Raw genomic sequence first — 17,853 nt, forward strand, 5'->3', positions numbered from 1 at the left:
ACACTTCCTAATATCTGGCAATACGAGTTAACTTGCTAAGATCTTCATTGGTAAGCTTAGGATTGGGCTTTCTGAGTCAGCAAAGTGCATCATCACAGCAACGTGACCTGCAACAACCAGTGCGTACATTACTGCTGAAAAACCTTGCCCGTAAGTATCAAGAGGAATGAGGTGTGAGTAGTGACGCCCGCGCCACTCAAAGATAATCTCAAGTGCCCCTACAAATAAGAAAAACACCAGTAGCATCAAGCCAAAGGTGTAACTCAGCCACAAGCCAAATAACACACCTAATAAACATACACTTAGGCCTATCCATGAACGCATCGAAAAACTAATGCTTTTAAGTACATGGCCACCATCCAAGGGCAGAATAGGTAACAAGTTAAATAGGTTTAACAGTGCACTGAGTACCGCCACACCGGCGAATATTTCCATTTCAGTGGCGTAGTAAAGCACCACTCCTAGCACTGAGGTAATTAAGCCAAAAGCGGGCCCCATGAGTGAGATCACCACATCTTGCCATCGAGTGGTAATTTTATCATCAGAAACAGCCAAACCACCGACAAAGGGAATAAGGTAAATACCTTTCGTTTTAATGCCAAAATATTTCATTGCGCGCACATGACCGTATTCATGCACAACCAAGCAAGCGATTAACATTAAGGCAAATTCAATGGAAAATAGCCAAGCGTAGCCAGCCACCGAAGCACCCGCTAACGCAGCTTTCACGACTTTTGCACTTTTGAATAATTTAAAACCTAATGCCAGCAAACCAATAATGCCGCGTTTTGGTTCGGCTTCTTGCAACTCAGGTAAAGCAAGTTGACTTACCTGCTGCTGATTAAAAAAAACCACTAAGCTTTTTTCGTGCACTTTACTGGTATCAAGGCCAATACGCTGCCCCTGAAAATCAAACTCATAAAGTTTTGGCTCTGGATTATCGAAGGCAATTGCTTGTTGTTGATGAAAAAGCTGAATTAACTGTGAGCCGTTTAAATGCAAAATAAAGATTTCATCTGCGAGACTCAACTGAAGTCTGACCATAGTTCTTATAAATACGAATAAAAAGTGCGGCTATTATACTTCGCACAGATAAAATTACGAGTTTCAACCCCTTAAGTGATTGTTCATTTATTATACAAAAAGAAATCAATAAACATGACTTAATGCAATTTTTCTACTACTTTTATAATAGTATTCTCATTCAAGGAATGAATATGGTTAAGTCAAATAGGCACATTCTCGTCGTAGATGATTCGAAAGCAATTTTAATTGTCATGCATGCTATTTTGAATGAGCTCGAAGTCCCTCATATCACCACCAGCTTAAGTGCTGAGGAAGCACTAGAAAAAATAAAAAAAGCCCCGAAATACTTTGATGCTGTTTTTACTGATCTCAATATGCCAGACATGGATGGCATGGAACTTATCCGCCATTTAGGCGCCATGAAATACCAAGGTGCAATTGCCATTATTTCTGAGATGGACCCTAAGGTTATAGACCTAGCTGCTGACTTAGCTCGCAAGCATAACGCTCACTTAATTGGTAATGTTTCTAAGCCAGTACAATTAAATCAAGTTTACTTACTACTTCAAAAGTTGGAACACTTTGCTATTCATGTTGAACGAACTCAGGCGCCTATTTCTGAATCATTACTACTGCATGCTATCAGCCACAATGAAGTGATCCCGTTTTATCAGCCTAAAATTAATCGTCATGACAACCGGGTTGAAAGTATTGAAGTATTAGCACGGATCAACACGCGTCAAGAACAAGAAATCATTTTGCCCGAACGCTTTATTTGTGTTGCTGAAGATTTGGACTTGATAAACCTTATTACTTTTCAATTATTTGAAAAAGCCACTAGCGATTTTATTGAAATAAAGGAAAACTTTGATCAAAACTTAAAGCTCGCTTTCAATTTATCACCCTCGCAACTAGAAGATTTAAGCTGCCCAGATAAACTTGCGTTAATCTTACATTTAAATAATTTAACTCCAAGTGAAATTATCCTCGAAATCACTGAGCAGTATGCACTTAGAAGTGCGGCACAGCTCGAAACACTCAACCGTTTACGAATGCGCGGTTTTGGTATTTCGCTCGATGACTTTGGTACTGGCTTTACTAATGTTCAACAACTCAAAACATTACCGTTTACCGAAATTAAGATCGATCGCACCCTGATTAGCAATATTGAAACCGATCAGTTTTCCCAAGTGATTGTTAGTAGCTTAGTGAATATAGCGATACAAGAAGATCTCGCTATTGTAGCCGAGGGCATTGAGCGAGTGGAAGAACTCGAATACCTCGACCGCTACAAAGAGTTTATTCTTATGCAGGGCTTTTTGCTGTGCCGCCCGAAAGCCAAAGAAGACTTTTTAAATTGGTCACTCTCATGGCGACAAATGGTAAAAACCGCAGCAGGACATCGCCGCTAAGGTTGACGCTTATCGTCACTGACGATGGTATTACTAGATGCTAAACGTTGTCGCCAACGCTGTTTGGCGACTTTTTGCATATTAGCTGATTGATCGTGCTCATCAACAATTTCGAGCCCCATTAATGCTTCGATTAAATCTTCAAGGGTGACAATACCTTGCACATCACCGTATTCATCCACGACTAAACAAATATGCGTGCGCTCAGACAGTAAGGTTTCAAGTAAGGTCGGCACATGTAAGGTTTCTGGTACGGTGTAAATAGGCTTAACGAGCTTGCTAATTTTATAGTCTTCACCTAGACGATGATAAGCCAGCATAATGTCATTTTTATGCACAAAACCAATAATATCATCACCATTTTTGTCATAAACCAATACCCGAGAAAACGAAGAAGAACCATGCTCCGCCAAGTATTGGTTTACAGTTAAATCTTTATGTACTTTAAAAAGCACCGTACGTGGTGTCATTAAGGTATCGAGTTTGGCATGACGAAAATGCAGCAGGCTGCGAATGATTTCAGATTCATCTTGCCCAAGGGCTCCTGATTCAGTACCAATATCAGCCATGGCTTCAATTTCTTGGCGAATATAATAGACCTCATCGTAATTACGCCCTAAAAAGCGCGTTAAAATATCTGCAAACCACACAAAGGGTTTTAGAATAAACACCAACCAAATTAGGCTCACACTAACAATGGGTGTTAATCCTCGCCAATAATTAGCCCCTAATGTTTTCGGAATAATTTCAGAAAGCACTAGAACCAATAGCGTCATAATTGCAGAGGCAACGCCAACCGCAGCATCTGAAAACACCACTGCAGCTTGTGCGCCAACACCAGCTGCGCCTGCCGTGTGCGCTATGGTATTTAACGTAAGTATTGCTGCCAGCGGTTGGTCTATATTGTCTTTAAGCTTACCAACACGTTTTGCCAGTTGTGGTTGTTGCTTTCTGAGCATGGCAACATAACTTGGCGTAATACTTAACAGTACCGCTTCCATCACTGAGCACAAAAACGAAACCGTAATGGCAACAAACATATAAACAAGTAACAATGTCACTGTAAGCCCTCTTAAAAAGTTAACCTGCTCACCATAGCAATTGAAAACCACAAGCTCAAACCCGACTGCAATCTAACGCAGAGCACTTTTTGGCTAATTTGCAGCGTGCTATATTGGTTTAAATTACCTTCAACAGGCGAAACTATGACACTTTCAACTACTTGGCTAAGCCAATCAGCCAAGCTAAAAACAACATTTAGTGCATTAGCGTTATGTGCGTTAAGCAATACTGCGATGGCCGCTGCCATTGATAAATCAGCGGTGCAATTTATTGGTCCTCTTGGCGAAAATATGCAACTTAAGCCATATCAAACGGATCATCGCGATGCCATTATTGCTAACCTACTACCTAGCTTGCAAAAAAGCGGCGATAGCATACGCGTATTTGGCGATGAGCTTGACTGGCAATCATTCGATAAAGTGAGTGCGCTAACACTTGGTGGTTTACAGGCACTCAAATTTACCGCCTCAACTGAACGTTTTAGCCAAGGCTCATTAACACTTAAAGGCATTGAAAACGCGCAGCTATTTATTGATGGTGAAAAGCAAACAGAAAAAAATAAAAGCTATGAGCTAGCTTTAAGCCAAGGCGATCATCAGTTTATTATCATCACTGAGCAAGTAGCCAACTGGAATGAGGTTGAGCTTGATTTTACGGCTAAGTCAGAACTAGATGCTGTGCAATTTAGTGCTAAACAACAACACGGTTTGTCGGCTAAGCAATTATTCGATGCGCCAACGGTTAGTTATATTTCAATGGCACCAAATGGCGATTACTTCATAACTAGCCAACGTCATTACGAAGATGCAACCGCTAATCAAGCGCAATATGTTACTGAGCTTAAAGACGCAAAAAACAATACACTTTATCGCTTTGAGTCTGCCCAGCCGAGTAACATAACTTGGAGCCCAGATAGCAAAAGCTTAGTGTATTTATTAAATGGCGAGCTTAAGCGTTTAAACCTAAAAACCATGCAACTTAGCGTCATTGCTAAAAACCTCGCGGGTGCAAGTGGCTTTCAGTTTTTCGATAACAACAGCTTAATTTTTAGTTGGTCGAAGTCTCCAACAGACAATGGCAAGCTCACTAAACATTACCAAGGCCTGCAAGACCGTTGGTCGTATGCTCGTACCACATCGCAAGTCTATTTACTCGATATCGCCACAGGTCTAAGCAAAATCTTAAGCCAAGGCCCACTTAGCCATTCACTTGAAGATTTTGACGCTAAAAGCGGCCACGTTTTAATGAGCCGCTCTGCACAAGCAATGCAGCTATCACCACAACCAGCAACAGAACTTGTTGAGCTAAACCTAGCGACATCGGCAACTACGGTACTTGGTCAATACAATACATTTAATCAGGCTAAATATACTGACGACGGAATTTATGTCACTGCCGGACCAGATTTTAATAATGGCTTAGGTCGTAATCTTCCTGAAGGAATGCTTGCTAATAACTATGACGGTCAACTTTATTTACTCAGCCGTGACGGTAAAAAGGCAAGAGCGCTAAGTAAAGAGTTTAACCCGGCTATCGGCCAGTTACACGTACTTAAAAACGGTGATGCGCTTATTAAAGTGACCGAGCAAGATACCGTACAACTTTATCAATTCGACTTAAGCAAAAAGCGTTTTAATAAAGTGAATACGGGTTTTGATGTTGTTGAGCAAGTTAGCTACTCACACGAACGCACCCCTAGCATTTTGGTTACCGGCACCACAGCGTCAACACCTCAGCAGTTAAAACAACTAAGCTTAGGTAAGAGCCGCGCTAAAGTAATGTGGGACTCTAAGCCAATTGGCTATGAAAATACGCAAGTAGCCTCACTAGAAGAGTTTAACTTTACTAATAAAGATGGCATTGAAATAAAGGGGCGTGTTTATTTACCGCATGATTTAGATAGCAATAAACAATATCCTGCGCTGGTTTATTATTATGGTGGCACTTCACCAGTAACTCGTGGTTTTACCGGTCGCTACCCATTTAACCTATGGGCTGAGCATGGCTATGTTGTTTACGTTGTACAACCTACGGGCGCAACAGGCTTTGGCCAAGAATTTTCGGCTAAGCACGTCAACGCATGGGGTGAATACACCGCCAACGACATCATCGACGGCACAAAAGCCTTTTTAGATAAATACAGCTTTGTAGATAGTAAGCGTGTAGGTAATTTAGGAGCCTCTTACGGTGGCTTTATGACCATGCTACTCGCAACTAAAACGGATATGTTCAGTGCATCGATTGCCCATGCAGGGATTTCAAATATCACCTCGTATTGGGGTCAAGGTTGGTGGGGTTACTTATACTCAGCTGAGGCATCTAAAAATAGCTACCCGTGGAACAATCCTACACTTTACAGCCAACACAGCCCGGTGTTTCATGCTGACAAAGTAACAACGCCACTATTACTCCTTCATGGTGATTCAGATACCAACGTACCGGTTGGTGAAAGCCACAATATGTACACCGCATTAAAGTTATTAGGTAAAGATGTTGACCTGATTGAGTACAAAGGCGCAGATCACCAAATTTTTGCTCGAGATAAACGCTTCGACTGGTGGAATACCATGCTGGCTTATTTCGATAAAAACTTAAAAGATCAGCCAAAATGGTGGCAATATCTTTATCCTGAAAAGTAGTTTAATCACTTGGCTGAGTACTGTGCGAGTGCTCAGCTTTCACCCATTTCAACTATAGCTAAGCCATTAAATTGTAAGAAATAGTTACAAACCTCGCCAATACACTTCTCAGCCTTTGCCATACAGTGCTAACATAACAACAAATCAAGTGTGAAATTAAAGCGAATGACTATTCAGGTTTTATTGGTTGAAGACGACGAACTACTCGTTAAACGCATTCTTAATCATTTTAAAGAAACTGAGTTTAATATTGAGGTAGATTCAACGGGGGCCGATGCATTAAGCATTGTGCAATCGCGTGCTTCATCAAAAGAAGCAATTTCTTTAGCCGTTATCGACATTGTGTTACCAAAACGCGATGGGCTTTTGCTTGCCAAAGAACTTAATGCACTAACAGATATTGGTGTTATTGTGCTGTCTAGTCGTGACTCGCAAGCTGACCGTATTGCAGGCCTTGCACAAGGTGCCGATGACTATATTTGCAAACCGGTTGACTTACTTGAACTTGAACTAAGAATGCGCGCTCTTTTCAAGCGTATAAAAGGCTCTCAGCAAGATGATGAGAGTGAAGAGTTTATTGAATATGCCGACTTTAAACTGCACCCAGATAACCGCACATTAGTGACCCCTAATGGTGAAGAGTCTCGTCTCACCGAAGCAGAGCACAAGGTACTTATTTGCCTTATTGCAAATGCAGGTAAAGCGACATCACGTGAAAAAATTTCCGAAGAAATAGGTCAACCAGACTGGAGCCCAAGCGATCGAACCGTTGATGTGCTTATTGGCCGCTTACGTAAAAAATTAAGCGATGAAAAAGACCAAAAACGTATCGTTACCGTTCGCGGCAAAGGTTACATGCTGTCTATTTAGCAAGCTTACTAATACTGCGTTAATTGGCTAATTAACCGTTCAAAGGCGCGATAATTCAACGCCTCTTTTAATTCACTCAAGGTAATTGCTGGCTGTGCTTTCAAGTCGCTAATGGTACGCGCAACTTTAATAACACGATGATACGAGCGTGGTGACAAAGCCAGTTTTTCGCTGGCTTTTGCTAAAAACTGCAGCTCAGCAGCTGCCAACTCACAATGAATGCTCATTTCTTTATTATTCAAGCGCGCATTCACTTTGCCTTGCCGATTAAGTTGAATTGCATAAGCTCTTTCAACTCTGGCTCTTACTTGTTCACTGCTTTCTTCTACTTGCGTGCTCTGTAATTGGCTACTGGTGAGTCTCGGCAGCTCAATTTGTAAATCAATCCTATCGATAAATGGTCCAGATACTCGAGATAAATACCGCAATACTTGATCTGGCGTTGCACGCTTATCTGTATGGCTTCCTGTGGGGCTAGGGTTTAATGCGGCGATCAGCTGGAATTGCGATGGAAATTCCATTTGTCGTGCCGCACGCGATATGGTCACCACACCTGTTTCCATTGGTTCACGCAATGAGTCGAGCACTTTTCTCTCAAATTCGGGCAGCTCGTCTAAAAACAATACGCCATTATGAGCAAGGGAGATCTCCCCCGGCTTAGGGTTCGAAGAGCCACCAACAAGGGCAACAGCAGAGCAAGTATGATGTGGATTTCTGAAGGGCCGTTCACGCCAATTAGATAAATCAACCGACTGACCAATTATCGAATATAGCGCAGCGGTACTAATTGCTTCATCATCCGACATGGTTGGCATAATCGTTGGCATACGCTGGGCAAGCATTGACTTGCCAGTACCTGGAGGGCCAAGAAACAGTAAATTATGGCCACCAGCCGCAGCAATTTCGAGTACTCGTTTGGCACCAGGTTGGCCTTTCACGTCACTTAAATCGAGTAGCGATTCGCGCTGCGACTGCTGCTCTGGATAACTAATATTAAGTGGCAGAGGTTGCTGATTTAATAAGTCATTCCAAACATCTTGTAAGGAGTAAACGGCTTTTCGAGAAACGCCCGACACAAGGCTAGCGAGATTATCGTTTTCAGCGGGTAAAAAACAACAGCGCCCCTGCTCTTTCGCCCCTAACACCGAAGGCAAAATAGCATTTACCCCTCTTACCTCACCATTTAAAGCCAACTCTCCGTAAAACTCATAACGATGAATATCAGGGCAGTTTATTTGCCCAGAGGCGACCAAGATACCCACTGCAATAGCCAAGTCAAAACGGCCACCCTCTTTAGGTAAATCAGCAGGCGCAAGGTTGACGGTTATTCGTTGGTCAGGAAAACCAAACTGTGAGTTTTCGAGTGCGCTACGCACTCTATCTTTTGACTCTTTGACTGACGCTTCTGGCAAGCCAACGATATGAAAAGCAGGTAAGCCGTTGCCTAAGTGTACTTCTACAATCACTTCAGGAGCTTGCACACCTACTTGTGCACGAGAAAATATTCTAGCTAAAGACACGATCCATGATGTCCCTATCATTCATTCTTAATACTAATCTTAGTCGGGATATTTAAAAACGTGTAATGTAAGGTGCCATTTCATTGCAGCTAAACGCAGTGATAAGGTCATAAGCATAGCCAACACCATGGCCATTTCGGTCACTAAACCCAGTGAGATACTTAATGTGTAAACAATCCCACCTGCGATGCAAGTAATAGCATAGAGCTCACCTTTTAACAGCATCGGCATATTTCCAGCCAACACATCACGGATAACGCCACCAAAACACCCTGTGATCACACCCATAATAATCGCGGTGGTATCAGGCATACCAGCAAGCATGGCTTTTTGCGTCCCCATCACCGCAAAAAATGCTAAACCAAAAGCATCTGCCACTTGCAATGCATTAAGTGAAATCGAACGCTGTTTATTGATTAAACGAGTGGTAACAAATACAGAAAGTAATATAGCCCAGAAATAGCTTTGATCATGTAACCAAAATACGGGCACATCTAAAATAACGTCGCGCACAGTTCCACCGCCAATAGCAGTGACTGTGGCTAACACAACAACCCCAAAGCCATCCATTTTTTTGTCGTACGCTAATAGCGTTCCAGAAACAGCAAACACGGCTACGCCGATTAAATCAAACCAATGGTAAAGTTCAGTCATGTTTGTAACTAAAAAGTAATGTTAGTGCCGTTGTAACATAAACTTTTCAATCTTTTAAGCGAAGATTAGATCTAAGTAGGTTAGCTGGTGTGTATTTTGATTTACTACGACTATCAATCCTAAAAAAACAGCCCAGTACTTCATACTGTGCTGGGCTTTATATACCCAAACCATTTCAAGGTGCGAGTTTCAGTTGGAATTAAAAGCGATTTAGGCAAGGCATTGATTGCAAGTAATAGTGGTTCTATTGTTAAAATCAATAACGCAGTATAAATCGCTTTTAAACCAACCCTTTGGGCGCTTCGCAGGCACTTACTCTCATCGTTGTTACTTCTTAAAAGGGACTGCCATTCTTGCAAAGTAACGCCTTGATTTTAAGCACCTGTGAAACGCTGAATTCTGCATCTTGAGGTGGTCTGGGTATAAATTACTGCTTAATTAAGCTGCCTGACAAAAATGTATGTAATGCAGGGTCATCATCGTCGTTATAGCTTTCTGGTACTTCAAAACCTAAAGTTTCAACGCTAAATCCTCCATCAACGGTTGTGATAGGAGTCATTAACACGCCATAACCATAATTCTGACTCTCGGTAGCCTCACTAAACATCATTAAAGATCCTAAATGCAGCTCCCAAGACGCACTACGAACTTCACCATCTAATTCGAATGAAGCGCTGCCATCTTCAGCAATGACAATATTTGATGTTTCAACACCACCACTCTCGGCCATATAGGTGAAAATATGTGTACCAATTAAGTCGACTTCGGTAAAAGAATCTTGCTCAATAACTCGCGTAATTCTTTGCATTACACCGAAGTCATCGCCATCTTTAAATTGTAAAAAGTTGCCTTGTGCTTTGACAATAAAGTGCGGGTCAGCTTCTTCTATTGGGCTACCGTATGTTTTTTCATAGAAATCGACAAACACTTTTTGATTCTCAATGTCATAATTATAGTAGCCTCCAGATATACCCAGCTCATCATTTTCAGTGTCATGAGCAAGCTCTAAGAAAGTACCGTCTTCTTTAAATATGCCCATAAAGAAGTCACCATCAAGCGAACCATCGAAATAAGCACCTACTAGGGGATTTCCCAGACTATAAATACGTGTTAGTACAACATCACCTTCCCCTTCAATTTCAAGAGTAAGTGTATCTGCAGAGACAGACGCTATAATGCTGCCAGCATCGTCAATCCCAAAACTTCCATTGGTATCTTCACTTAGTTCAACAGCAAACTCACCTGTACTCTCATTCCAAGTAAAATCGCCTAACTCAAATCCCGGATGAGCATCATCAACGCCTTCATCTGTCATTGCTTGAATCTGAATCCACTTCCCATCACGTAAAACCACTGCAACATCAGGTTCATCGGCAAGTTGCCAGGCGCCATCTAACGGGTGCTCTGTTGCAGGGCGATCAATATCAACCTGCGCTTCCGCCATCGCTTTATCAAAGAACCAAGCTTGCTTATCACCTTCAGTACAACTCGCTGACTGCGCATAAACACAAACCGTTAAGAAATACCTATCAAAGTCACTAACCTCTGCTTGCGATGTATTAAACATCAATTTGCCGGAGGCTAAGCTGTAGTCATATTCAGTTAAAACTCCAAGATATGAAAAGCTAATTCTACGTTTATATTCATCTAATTCATCGTTATAGATTGTCTCAACTTTAATAGTTTCAACACCACGTTCCCTTGGCGAATAAAGCTCAATAAAACCAACGTTTATCGGATAACCATTTTCATCATAGCTAGCGTTTTCTTCTAACCAGTAGGGAGCAAATTTAGATACGCCATATTCCTTAGAAACTGAGAAGTTACGAAGATGTGATGAGTAATCCTCTGGGCGTTCGGTTCCGTCATAATTAAAAAAGCGATACTTACGGTAAGTAAAGTTTTGCCCGTTATTGGTTGCTAGCAGACGTTGAGAAAACTCACTATATACTTGGCAAACATCATCTTCAGGGCAGATTGGCTGAATGCCATTACTTGTAAAATAGTTATAACGTAAGAACTCTCCATCACTACTTACTTGCCAAGAACGAAAGTTTTGATTCAAATTAAAATTCATTAAACCATCGTCATAAACGTCGTAATGAAGGTCTGTTTGTGGTGAGTTATAACCTTGGTACACAGTCCATTTACCAAGTAGATCTGCTTCAGTAAATGAAAGCTGGTTATCTTTCACCATTAAACCAGTAACTGTTCGCGAGCTATCATCTGTTTTAGCTTCGAGTGATGCAGCAAATTGATAACCAACTTGTACATTTTTAACTAACCAAATTGCGATGTCATAATTGATACTTTCTGCGCTATTACTTATAAGCAGTTGATTCTCATCGACTTGCCAAGTAACACTGACAGGCGTTTTATCGTTATCAGTGAGCGTCCCAGTTCCACCAGAAAGTAGCTCAATACTTACAGCACTACTATACCCACCAAACTCGCTCAAATTATCAATAACCCAAGTACCAATAAGCTCATCTGCTGTCACTGCAAGTGTTTGTCGTTGTTCAATAAGGGTGGCGTTATAATTAGATTCAGAGCTGTTATACACTTCACCGCTGTTACTGAAACGAGTTTCAGTTTTGCGAGAAAACTCTACAGTTCTATTAGCATCATTTTCCAAGAGAATAATTAGATCTAACTCAACTAAATACTCACATACCTCCTGCTGCTGATCATTTTCATCATTGCTAAATGAGCAGTTTATAAGTACAGGCTCAGCTAAATTAATTGTAATATCCTGCTCTTGCTGAGACCAATTAAAGCTTGTATCGACATCAATCAAACTAGCATAGCCAGTTCCATCAGCCTTAAACTCTAACTGCGCAGTTGATGCTCTATAGTATTGCGGCTGCATTAAAATATACTCACCCACAATACTAGTAACGGTCTGATCTACAAGTTCATCATCTTCTTTAATTTCTTCTTTTGTCGATTCAATTAGACCCGGTTCTTGGCTCTCTACGGTATTAACAAAGTTATCAATATCCTCAGAATTTGATACAAAGTCTAAGGTTGATTCGACGCCTTCAGGAAGTTCATAGTTTTCGTTATCAACAATAATTTTAATTAATGATGCTAAAAGTAACTTCTCATCCGCATCAACAGCTAACAATGCATCATCGAGTGCTTCTTCGGAGTTGATATCAGCACCATCACGAGTCAATAATGCAAACTCTGCGGTAGTAACATTAGTTACATTAACGCCAAAATTATCCTCTTTACTAAGTTTTCCATCAGCTCCTGCTTGCGCCAGCAAAGTTGAAATTGATTTTAGCTGTGAGACAAACTCTACACCGGGATTGATTGAATTATTACCATATGCGACTAGCTTCACTAATTCATTTGCATCAGAGTCATCCACTTCAATATCTACGCTAAAACGACCCTGGGCATCCGCGGTTACTTCAAACTGTTCATCACCAATTTGAACTACAACACTAGAATTAACAATTGGCTCATCAGTTACAATGCCTTCAAATGTTATTTTTAGTGCCTTGCGCTTCAGAGCTATATTAACTTCTGCACTTGCAGTTGCATCGTCATCATCTGTTACAGTCAAAGCAAGAACAATATCTGCATCTTCTTCAACTGCAGGTGCTGTAATTGTTAAGGTGCTTGTATCGCTACCAGAAAGATCAAGGGTAGGACCAGATACTTGTGTCCAAGCATATTGACTAATACTTCCGTCACTATCAGTCGCTGTCGCCTGTAAAACTAGCTCCTCTCCCTCTAATAACTCTGTGTCACTGTTAATTGATACTGTTGGACTTTTATTCTCTTCAGCAACAGGAGGGGTATCATCTTCGTTATTGCTATTATTCCCACCACAAGCTGTTAAGCTAATAATACTGGCTGCGAAAAGTAATTGTTTTATAAAATTCATAGACCTGAAATTTGGAGGGCTCATCATGTTAATCCTTACATTGATTGCGGTATAGCTCACTAAAAAGAGGCAACTGCAGAGCAGTTGCCAATCTCAAAGGAAGCAAATCTTAATAAACGTATGAACAAGGTCAGCGCTCGATCACTCTTTTAACCATAAATTAGACTTTATGTTTGCCCGTCAATTTGAGTACTTCGAAGCATGTTTTCCTGTTCATTTTTCATTAAGATTTTATGGTAGATGAGTTATTCAAATTGTGTGTACTGAATGCCGACAAAAATGTACTCAAATACGACATGTAATTAAAAAACAGTAGGTTAAAGTTTTTGACATTGATATTCTTTTGCCGTCACACCATATTTTTCTTTGAAAAACTTAGAAAAATACGAACGTGAAGAAAAACCAACATCATCTATAACTAGACTTACTTGGCGACCCTGCTGTAACAACTCAGCAGCTCTTTGCAATCTATATTCGCGAAGATATTCACTTGGTGTGATATTTAACAATACTTTTAACTTTCTTTGGAATTGACGCTCACTCAATGCTAAGTGCTTCGCACATTCAAGCATAGAAAAGCCCTGCTGATGAAAATGCTCAGCAACATATTCAGCTAACTTTTCAAGCAGCTTTTTGTCTCTCGGGTCGAGTGAAAAGGCCGTTTTTTGCTGAGCTTTATGTGGCGACTTTTCAGATTTCGATTGTTGTGCATATTGAGCTACCCAGCCTAGCCAGTTCTCAATTTTTAAAAATAGCTCTTCTCTATCGAATGGTTTAGTGATCACATCTAGCGCGTGTTGCTGCAAACTACTCACTCGAGTTTCATAATCGCCCTTTGCGGTCAAAATAATTACTGGGATATGGCATGTAACGGGCGAGTTATGTAATGAATCTAACACAGTAAAGCCATCAACTTTAGGCATCATTAAATCAGTGATGATTAAATCTGGCACTTGGCTCAAAGCTATTTGCAATCCAACTTGGCCATCTTGCGCTAATAAAACTTGGTAGCGGTGTTGTAACTCAGATTTAAGGTAATGGCGTAACTCATCGTTGTCTTCAATAATTAATACACTGGCTTTATTCTGCACTTCATTTGATTTTGAACTGATACTTGCAGCAGAAGCTTGAGCTGCAAATTGCGTTGCTTGAAATGAAAGTTTAAAACTAGTTCCTTCCCCTAAGCGACTTGCCAGCACAAGCGTGCCTTTGTACTTATCAACCAAACGCTTAACGATGGCTAGGCCAACGCCACTACCTTCTACATTTGCATGACTACTCACTCTGTAGAAAGTATCAAATACTTTGCCTTTTTCAGCGTCTGCGATACCTTTACCTGTGTCTGTTACTTCTATGTTGGCAAGCTCACCTGATACGCTTACAGTTAAGCTGACTTGACCTTGCTGAGTATATTTAAATGCATTGCTTAAAAGGTTGGTAAGAATCGTGATCACCCCTTCTCGGGTGCTTTCGATAAATACGGCTTCTTCAATATCGACCTTAAAGTCGATAGACTTTTCACCTAACACAGCAAACTGCCCTGCGACCTCTCTGGCAATTGCCGATAGTGACACAACTTTTATAATCTCTTCATGGCGCTCATCATAACGAGTCAGCGTTAATAGCTTATCAACCAAATTTTCTAAACGCCGGCTATTTCGCAATACCAAATTCAGCTGCTCACGCTTTTCAGTAATTCGCTCATCAGCTATTAGCTTTTGCAACGGCGCAATCAACAAACTCAAAGGAGTACGTAATTCATGAGATGCATGCGTGAAGAAGCGTACTTTATTTTCGAGTGAATCACTCAGAGCTTCAGCTTGCTGTTCGATGAGCGTTTTTTGCTCTGCGATTTCGTCGGTACGCTCACTAACAATTTGCTCCAGATAATATTTTTGTTTGCGTATCCGGCGAGTCCAAAGCACTGTGAATAGCCACACCATCGCCAAAATAAGCATAGCCGCTAACAGATAAAACTCACTAGTTTGCCACCAAGGAGCAAGAACGGTTATGTTTAACAGTAATGGAGTGAGCACATTTGCCCCGCTTTCACTACTAGCATTAACTTTCAACTGATATTTACCAGCAGGAAGGTTAGTATAATCAACAGATAAAAAAGGCCCTGTAGCTTTACGCCATTGCTGTTCAAAGCCCGCTAACTGATAAGAGTACAGGTTAGTCTGTGGCTCAGAGTAGTGTAAGTAACCAATCTGAAAGTGAACCCGTTTGATGCCCGCAGGAATAGTCACTGAACGGCTTTTTTCTATTTGATATAAACTGCCTAAACGACTGACTCCTTCGTTTACCACATCCTTATCATCAAATTGCAAACTAGTAAGTGCCAATTGCCCGCCAATAGTATTAACTTCAAGGTCAGCAGGATTAATGACACTAACCCCCTGTGTGCCACCAAACATCAAGCGGCCATCACGGGTTTTTAAATAAGCACCGGCATTAAATTCATTACCTTGTAAACCATGTCGAGCTTTATAGCTTTTAATGCTCATGGTTGCTGGGTCTATTTTAGCGAGGCCGTTGTTGGTACTGAGCCAAACCCAATCTTCATTGTCTTTTAACAACGCATAAACGACTTGATTAGGAAGGCCTTGAGCGACATTAAACTGATGCACTTGCTGATTGCTCAAATCAATAATATTTAAGCCGTTCGATGTTGCGAGCCACATTTGCTGGTCAATTTCTAAAAACGCACGCACTGTATTATCAGATAAAGCCAAGTCGCCTTTGCGATAATTAGTGAGAGTATCGGTTGCAGCGTTGTAATGATAAGCCCCATCACCATCTGTGCCTATCCACAGCTCTGCTTGAGAGCTTTTATATAAACTCGTCACCCGCGCCGTTGGAATTACAAGTTGTGTATTCGCTACAGGCTGTGCAAAACTAATAAATTTGCCACGCTGTCTATCAAAACAAAACAGCCCTCCACCATTCGTGCCAACCCAGACATTATTTTTCTCATCGACTAAAAGAGCATATATACTGTTCTCAGTTAAGCCATGCTCGCCTTCACCTGCTCGAAAGTGACTGATGCTGCCATCGGTATGCAAAACATCAATCCCTTGCTGCCAGCTGCCAATCCATATATCGCCATTACGATCTTCGGCAATGGCTTTAATTGCATTGCTACTAATTGAATACGGTGAACTTTCGGTGGTTATGCGCTCTAAACGATTTAATTGCTGATCAAGAATATCGATACCGCCACCCCAGCTGCCATACCAAATACGTTGCTTTGAGTCTTCAAATAGCGCCCACGCATCGTTACTTGAAAGTGGCGCTGGCTTTTTTAACTTACTAAATTGCAATGATGCTGGGTCGAGCTTACTGATCCCATTTGCAGTACCGAACCACATAATGTCGCTACTGTCTCGGTAGATACTATAAACCCGGTTATGAGCAAGACTATATTTATCAAATGGGTCATGTGCTAAGACGGTGAAGCTTGCATTAATTGGATCGTAAACATTAATCCCGCCACCTCGCGTTGCCAGCCAAACTTGGCCTTGGCTATCAAACTCAATATCACGAATTTCATTACTGCTAAGCCCAACACCACCATCATTAGAGGTAAGCCACTGCGTCATTGTTTTAGTGCTTAACTCAATCTTGTATAAGCCACCACCCTGACTTGCCAACCAAATACTGCCATCAGCTGCCTGTTTGATAGCAAAGATACTGGCATGAATATCTACTGGCTCAGCAAAGCCAGAAAAAATAGTATTAATTTGTTGTTTATTAATAAGATCATAATGAAGTAACCCAGCTCCATGGGTACCAATCCAAAGGATGTCGGCAATTTTTGATAGCGCATAAATAGGCTTTTTTAAGTCTGTTATTAACCTTTCAAGTTGCTGTGTTCGCTTATCGTAACGAAACAGGCTGCCGTCGTAAGTACCAATATAAACATGCTGTTGCGCTACCAATAAACTGGTGATGCGACGCTCTTTTAAGAGTGGCTCAGAAAATTGATAATTATGTAATGCAAGTTGGTTTACACCACTATTTCGCGTACCTATAAACAGCTGTGATTCGCTATCAAGTGCCAATGGATAGATATAGTTATTTGCTAGGCTATTTGTCTCATCAGAGGCTGTGAATACGGTAAACTTATTGCCATCATAACGGTTTAAACCTGCCTGCGTCGAAAACCACATAAAACCTTGCTGATCTTGCACAATATCGAACACAACACTTTGCGATAATCCATCCTCAATATCGTAATTATGAAATGCAGACCAAGCTGAAGGTAAAAACAGAAGTACTAATATCGCTATTAAAAAACGGATCATCCCTAAATCTACACATTTATTATTAGTTATTAATCAAGCGTAGTTCAGTTCAGCTAACATTCATAATCATTTCCCAATTTAGGGATGAATAACCAAGATAGATATCAAGGGGTTGGATTTAGATGCGAGTTAGCGAGGGTAAAGGCTCTAGGTTATAGGTCAAGCATAACCTTGGGAGTGTTTTATGGTGGTTTGGGTTTACCAAAGAAAAGGTTTACATGTATTGTGTTGGGTTTCGCTTCGCTCAAACCAACCTACCTGAAGAATGAACAGGCAGAATGCTGAGTGAGACACCACACTAAACAACCCTCTCGATCTAATCTGACGTCTGACAGCTGATAGCTTTTTCACCCATAAAAAAACCCGAGACTAAGCTCGGGTTTTTCTCAATGCTTAATGCATCACTATAGTTGATTACTCAACGATAGTTGCAACAACACCAGCACCAACTGTACGGCCACCTTC

At 41.1% G+C, this 17,853-nt stretch carries 9 protein-coding genes; 3 read left to right on the forward strand and 6 right to left on the reverse strand.

Annotated features, from left to right (window positions below; genetic code table 11):
- Positions 1-27 precede the first annotated feature (27 nt).
- Positions 28-1,044 carry a metalloprotease gene (locus tag NO991_RS17875; protein WP_194442639.1) on the reverse strand — a complete coding sequence of 339 codons (1,017 nt, stop codon included), beginning with the start codon at positions 1,042-1,044 and terminating at the stop codon, positions 28-30.
- A 173-nt stretch (positions 1,045-1,217) separates the two neighbouring features.
- On the opposite strand from NO991_RS17875, the gene NO991_RS17880 reads away from it, so the two are divergent.
- Positions 1,218-2,438, forward strand: coding sequence for an EAL domain-containing protein (locus NO991_RS17880; RefSeq protein WP_054554503.1), 1,221 nt, complete (start codon positions 1,218-1,220; stop codon positions 2,436-2,438).
- On the opposite strand, the gene NO991_RS17885 is transcribed toward NO991_RS17880, so the two are convergent.
- Complete coding sequence (locus tag NO991_RS17885; protein ID WP_300580938.1) at positions 2,435-3,499, reverse strand: hemolysin family protein; 1,065 nt, start codon at positions 3,497-3,499, stop codon at positions 2,435-2,437. The two genes, NO991_RS17880 and NO991_RS17885, sit on opposite strands and share 4 nt — an antisense overlap.
- Positions 3,500-3,643: 144 nt before the next feature.
- On the opposite strand from NO991_RS17885, the gene NO991_RS17890 reads away from it, so the two are divergent.
- Positions 3,644-6,139 (forward strand): prolyl oligopeptidase family serine peptidase, encoded by a 2,496-nt coding sequence (locus NO991_RS17890; protein WP_371352257.1) that lies wholly within the window; start codon positions 3,644-3,646, stop codon positions 6,137-6,139.
- 165 nt (positions 6,140-6,304) lie between these two features.
- Positions 6,305-7,009 carry a response regulator transcription factor gene (locus NO991_RS17895; RefSeq protein WP_054563933.1) on the forward strand — a complete coding sequence of 235 codons (705 nt, stop codon included), beginning with the start codon at positions 6,305-6,307 and terminating at the stop codon, positions 7,007-7,009.
- An 8-nt stretch (positions 7,010-7,017) separates the two neighbouring features.
- Here NO991_RS17895 and NO991_RS17900 read toward each other — a convergent pair whose 3' ends face one another.
- From NO991_RS17900 to NO991_RS17915, 4 genes are all read right to left on the reverse strand, one after another.
- Positions 7,018-8,529, reverse strand: a complete 1,512-nt coding sequence (locus NO991_RS17900) for a YifB family Mg chelatase-like AAA ATPase (RefSeq protein ID WP_300362352.1) — start codon at positions 8,527-8,529, stop codon at positions 7,018-7,020.
- 39 nt (positions 8,530-8,568) lie between these two features.
- The gene (locus NO991_RS17905; RefSeq protein WP_300362349.1) at positions 8,569-9,183 is read right to left on the reverse strand and encodes a trimeric intracellular cation channel family protein; all 615 of its coding nucleotides are present in this window, start codon (positions 9,181-9,183) and stop codon (positions 8,569-8,571) included.
- Between the two features lie 427 nt (positions 9,184-9,610).
- Positions 9,611-13,108, reverse strand: a complete 3,498-nt coding sequence (locus NO991_RS17910) for a hypothetical protein (protein ID WP_371352258.1) — start codon at positions 13,106-13,108, stop codon at positions 9,611-9,613.
- A 290-nt stretch (positions 13,109-13,398) separates the two neighbouring features.
- Positions 13,399-17,388, reverse strand: coding sequence for a two-component regulator propeller domain-containing protein (locus NO991_RS17915; RefSeq protein WP_300546148.1), 3,990 nt, complete (start codon positions 17,386-17,388; stop codon positions 13,399-13,401).
- Between the last annotated feature and the right edge of the window lie 465 nt (positions 17,389-17,853).

It is taken from the genome of Pseudoalteromonas sp. DY56-GL22 (genome assembly GCF_041414715.1).
Taxonomy (GTDB): Bacteria; Pseudomonadota; Gammaproteobacteria; order Enterobacterales; family Alteromonadaceae; genus Pseudoalteromonas; species Pseudoalteromonas simplex.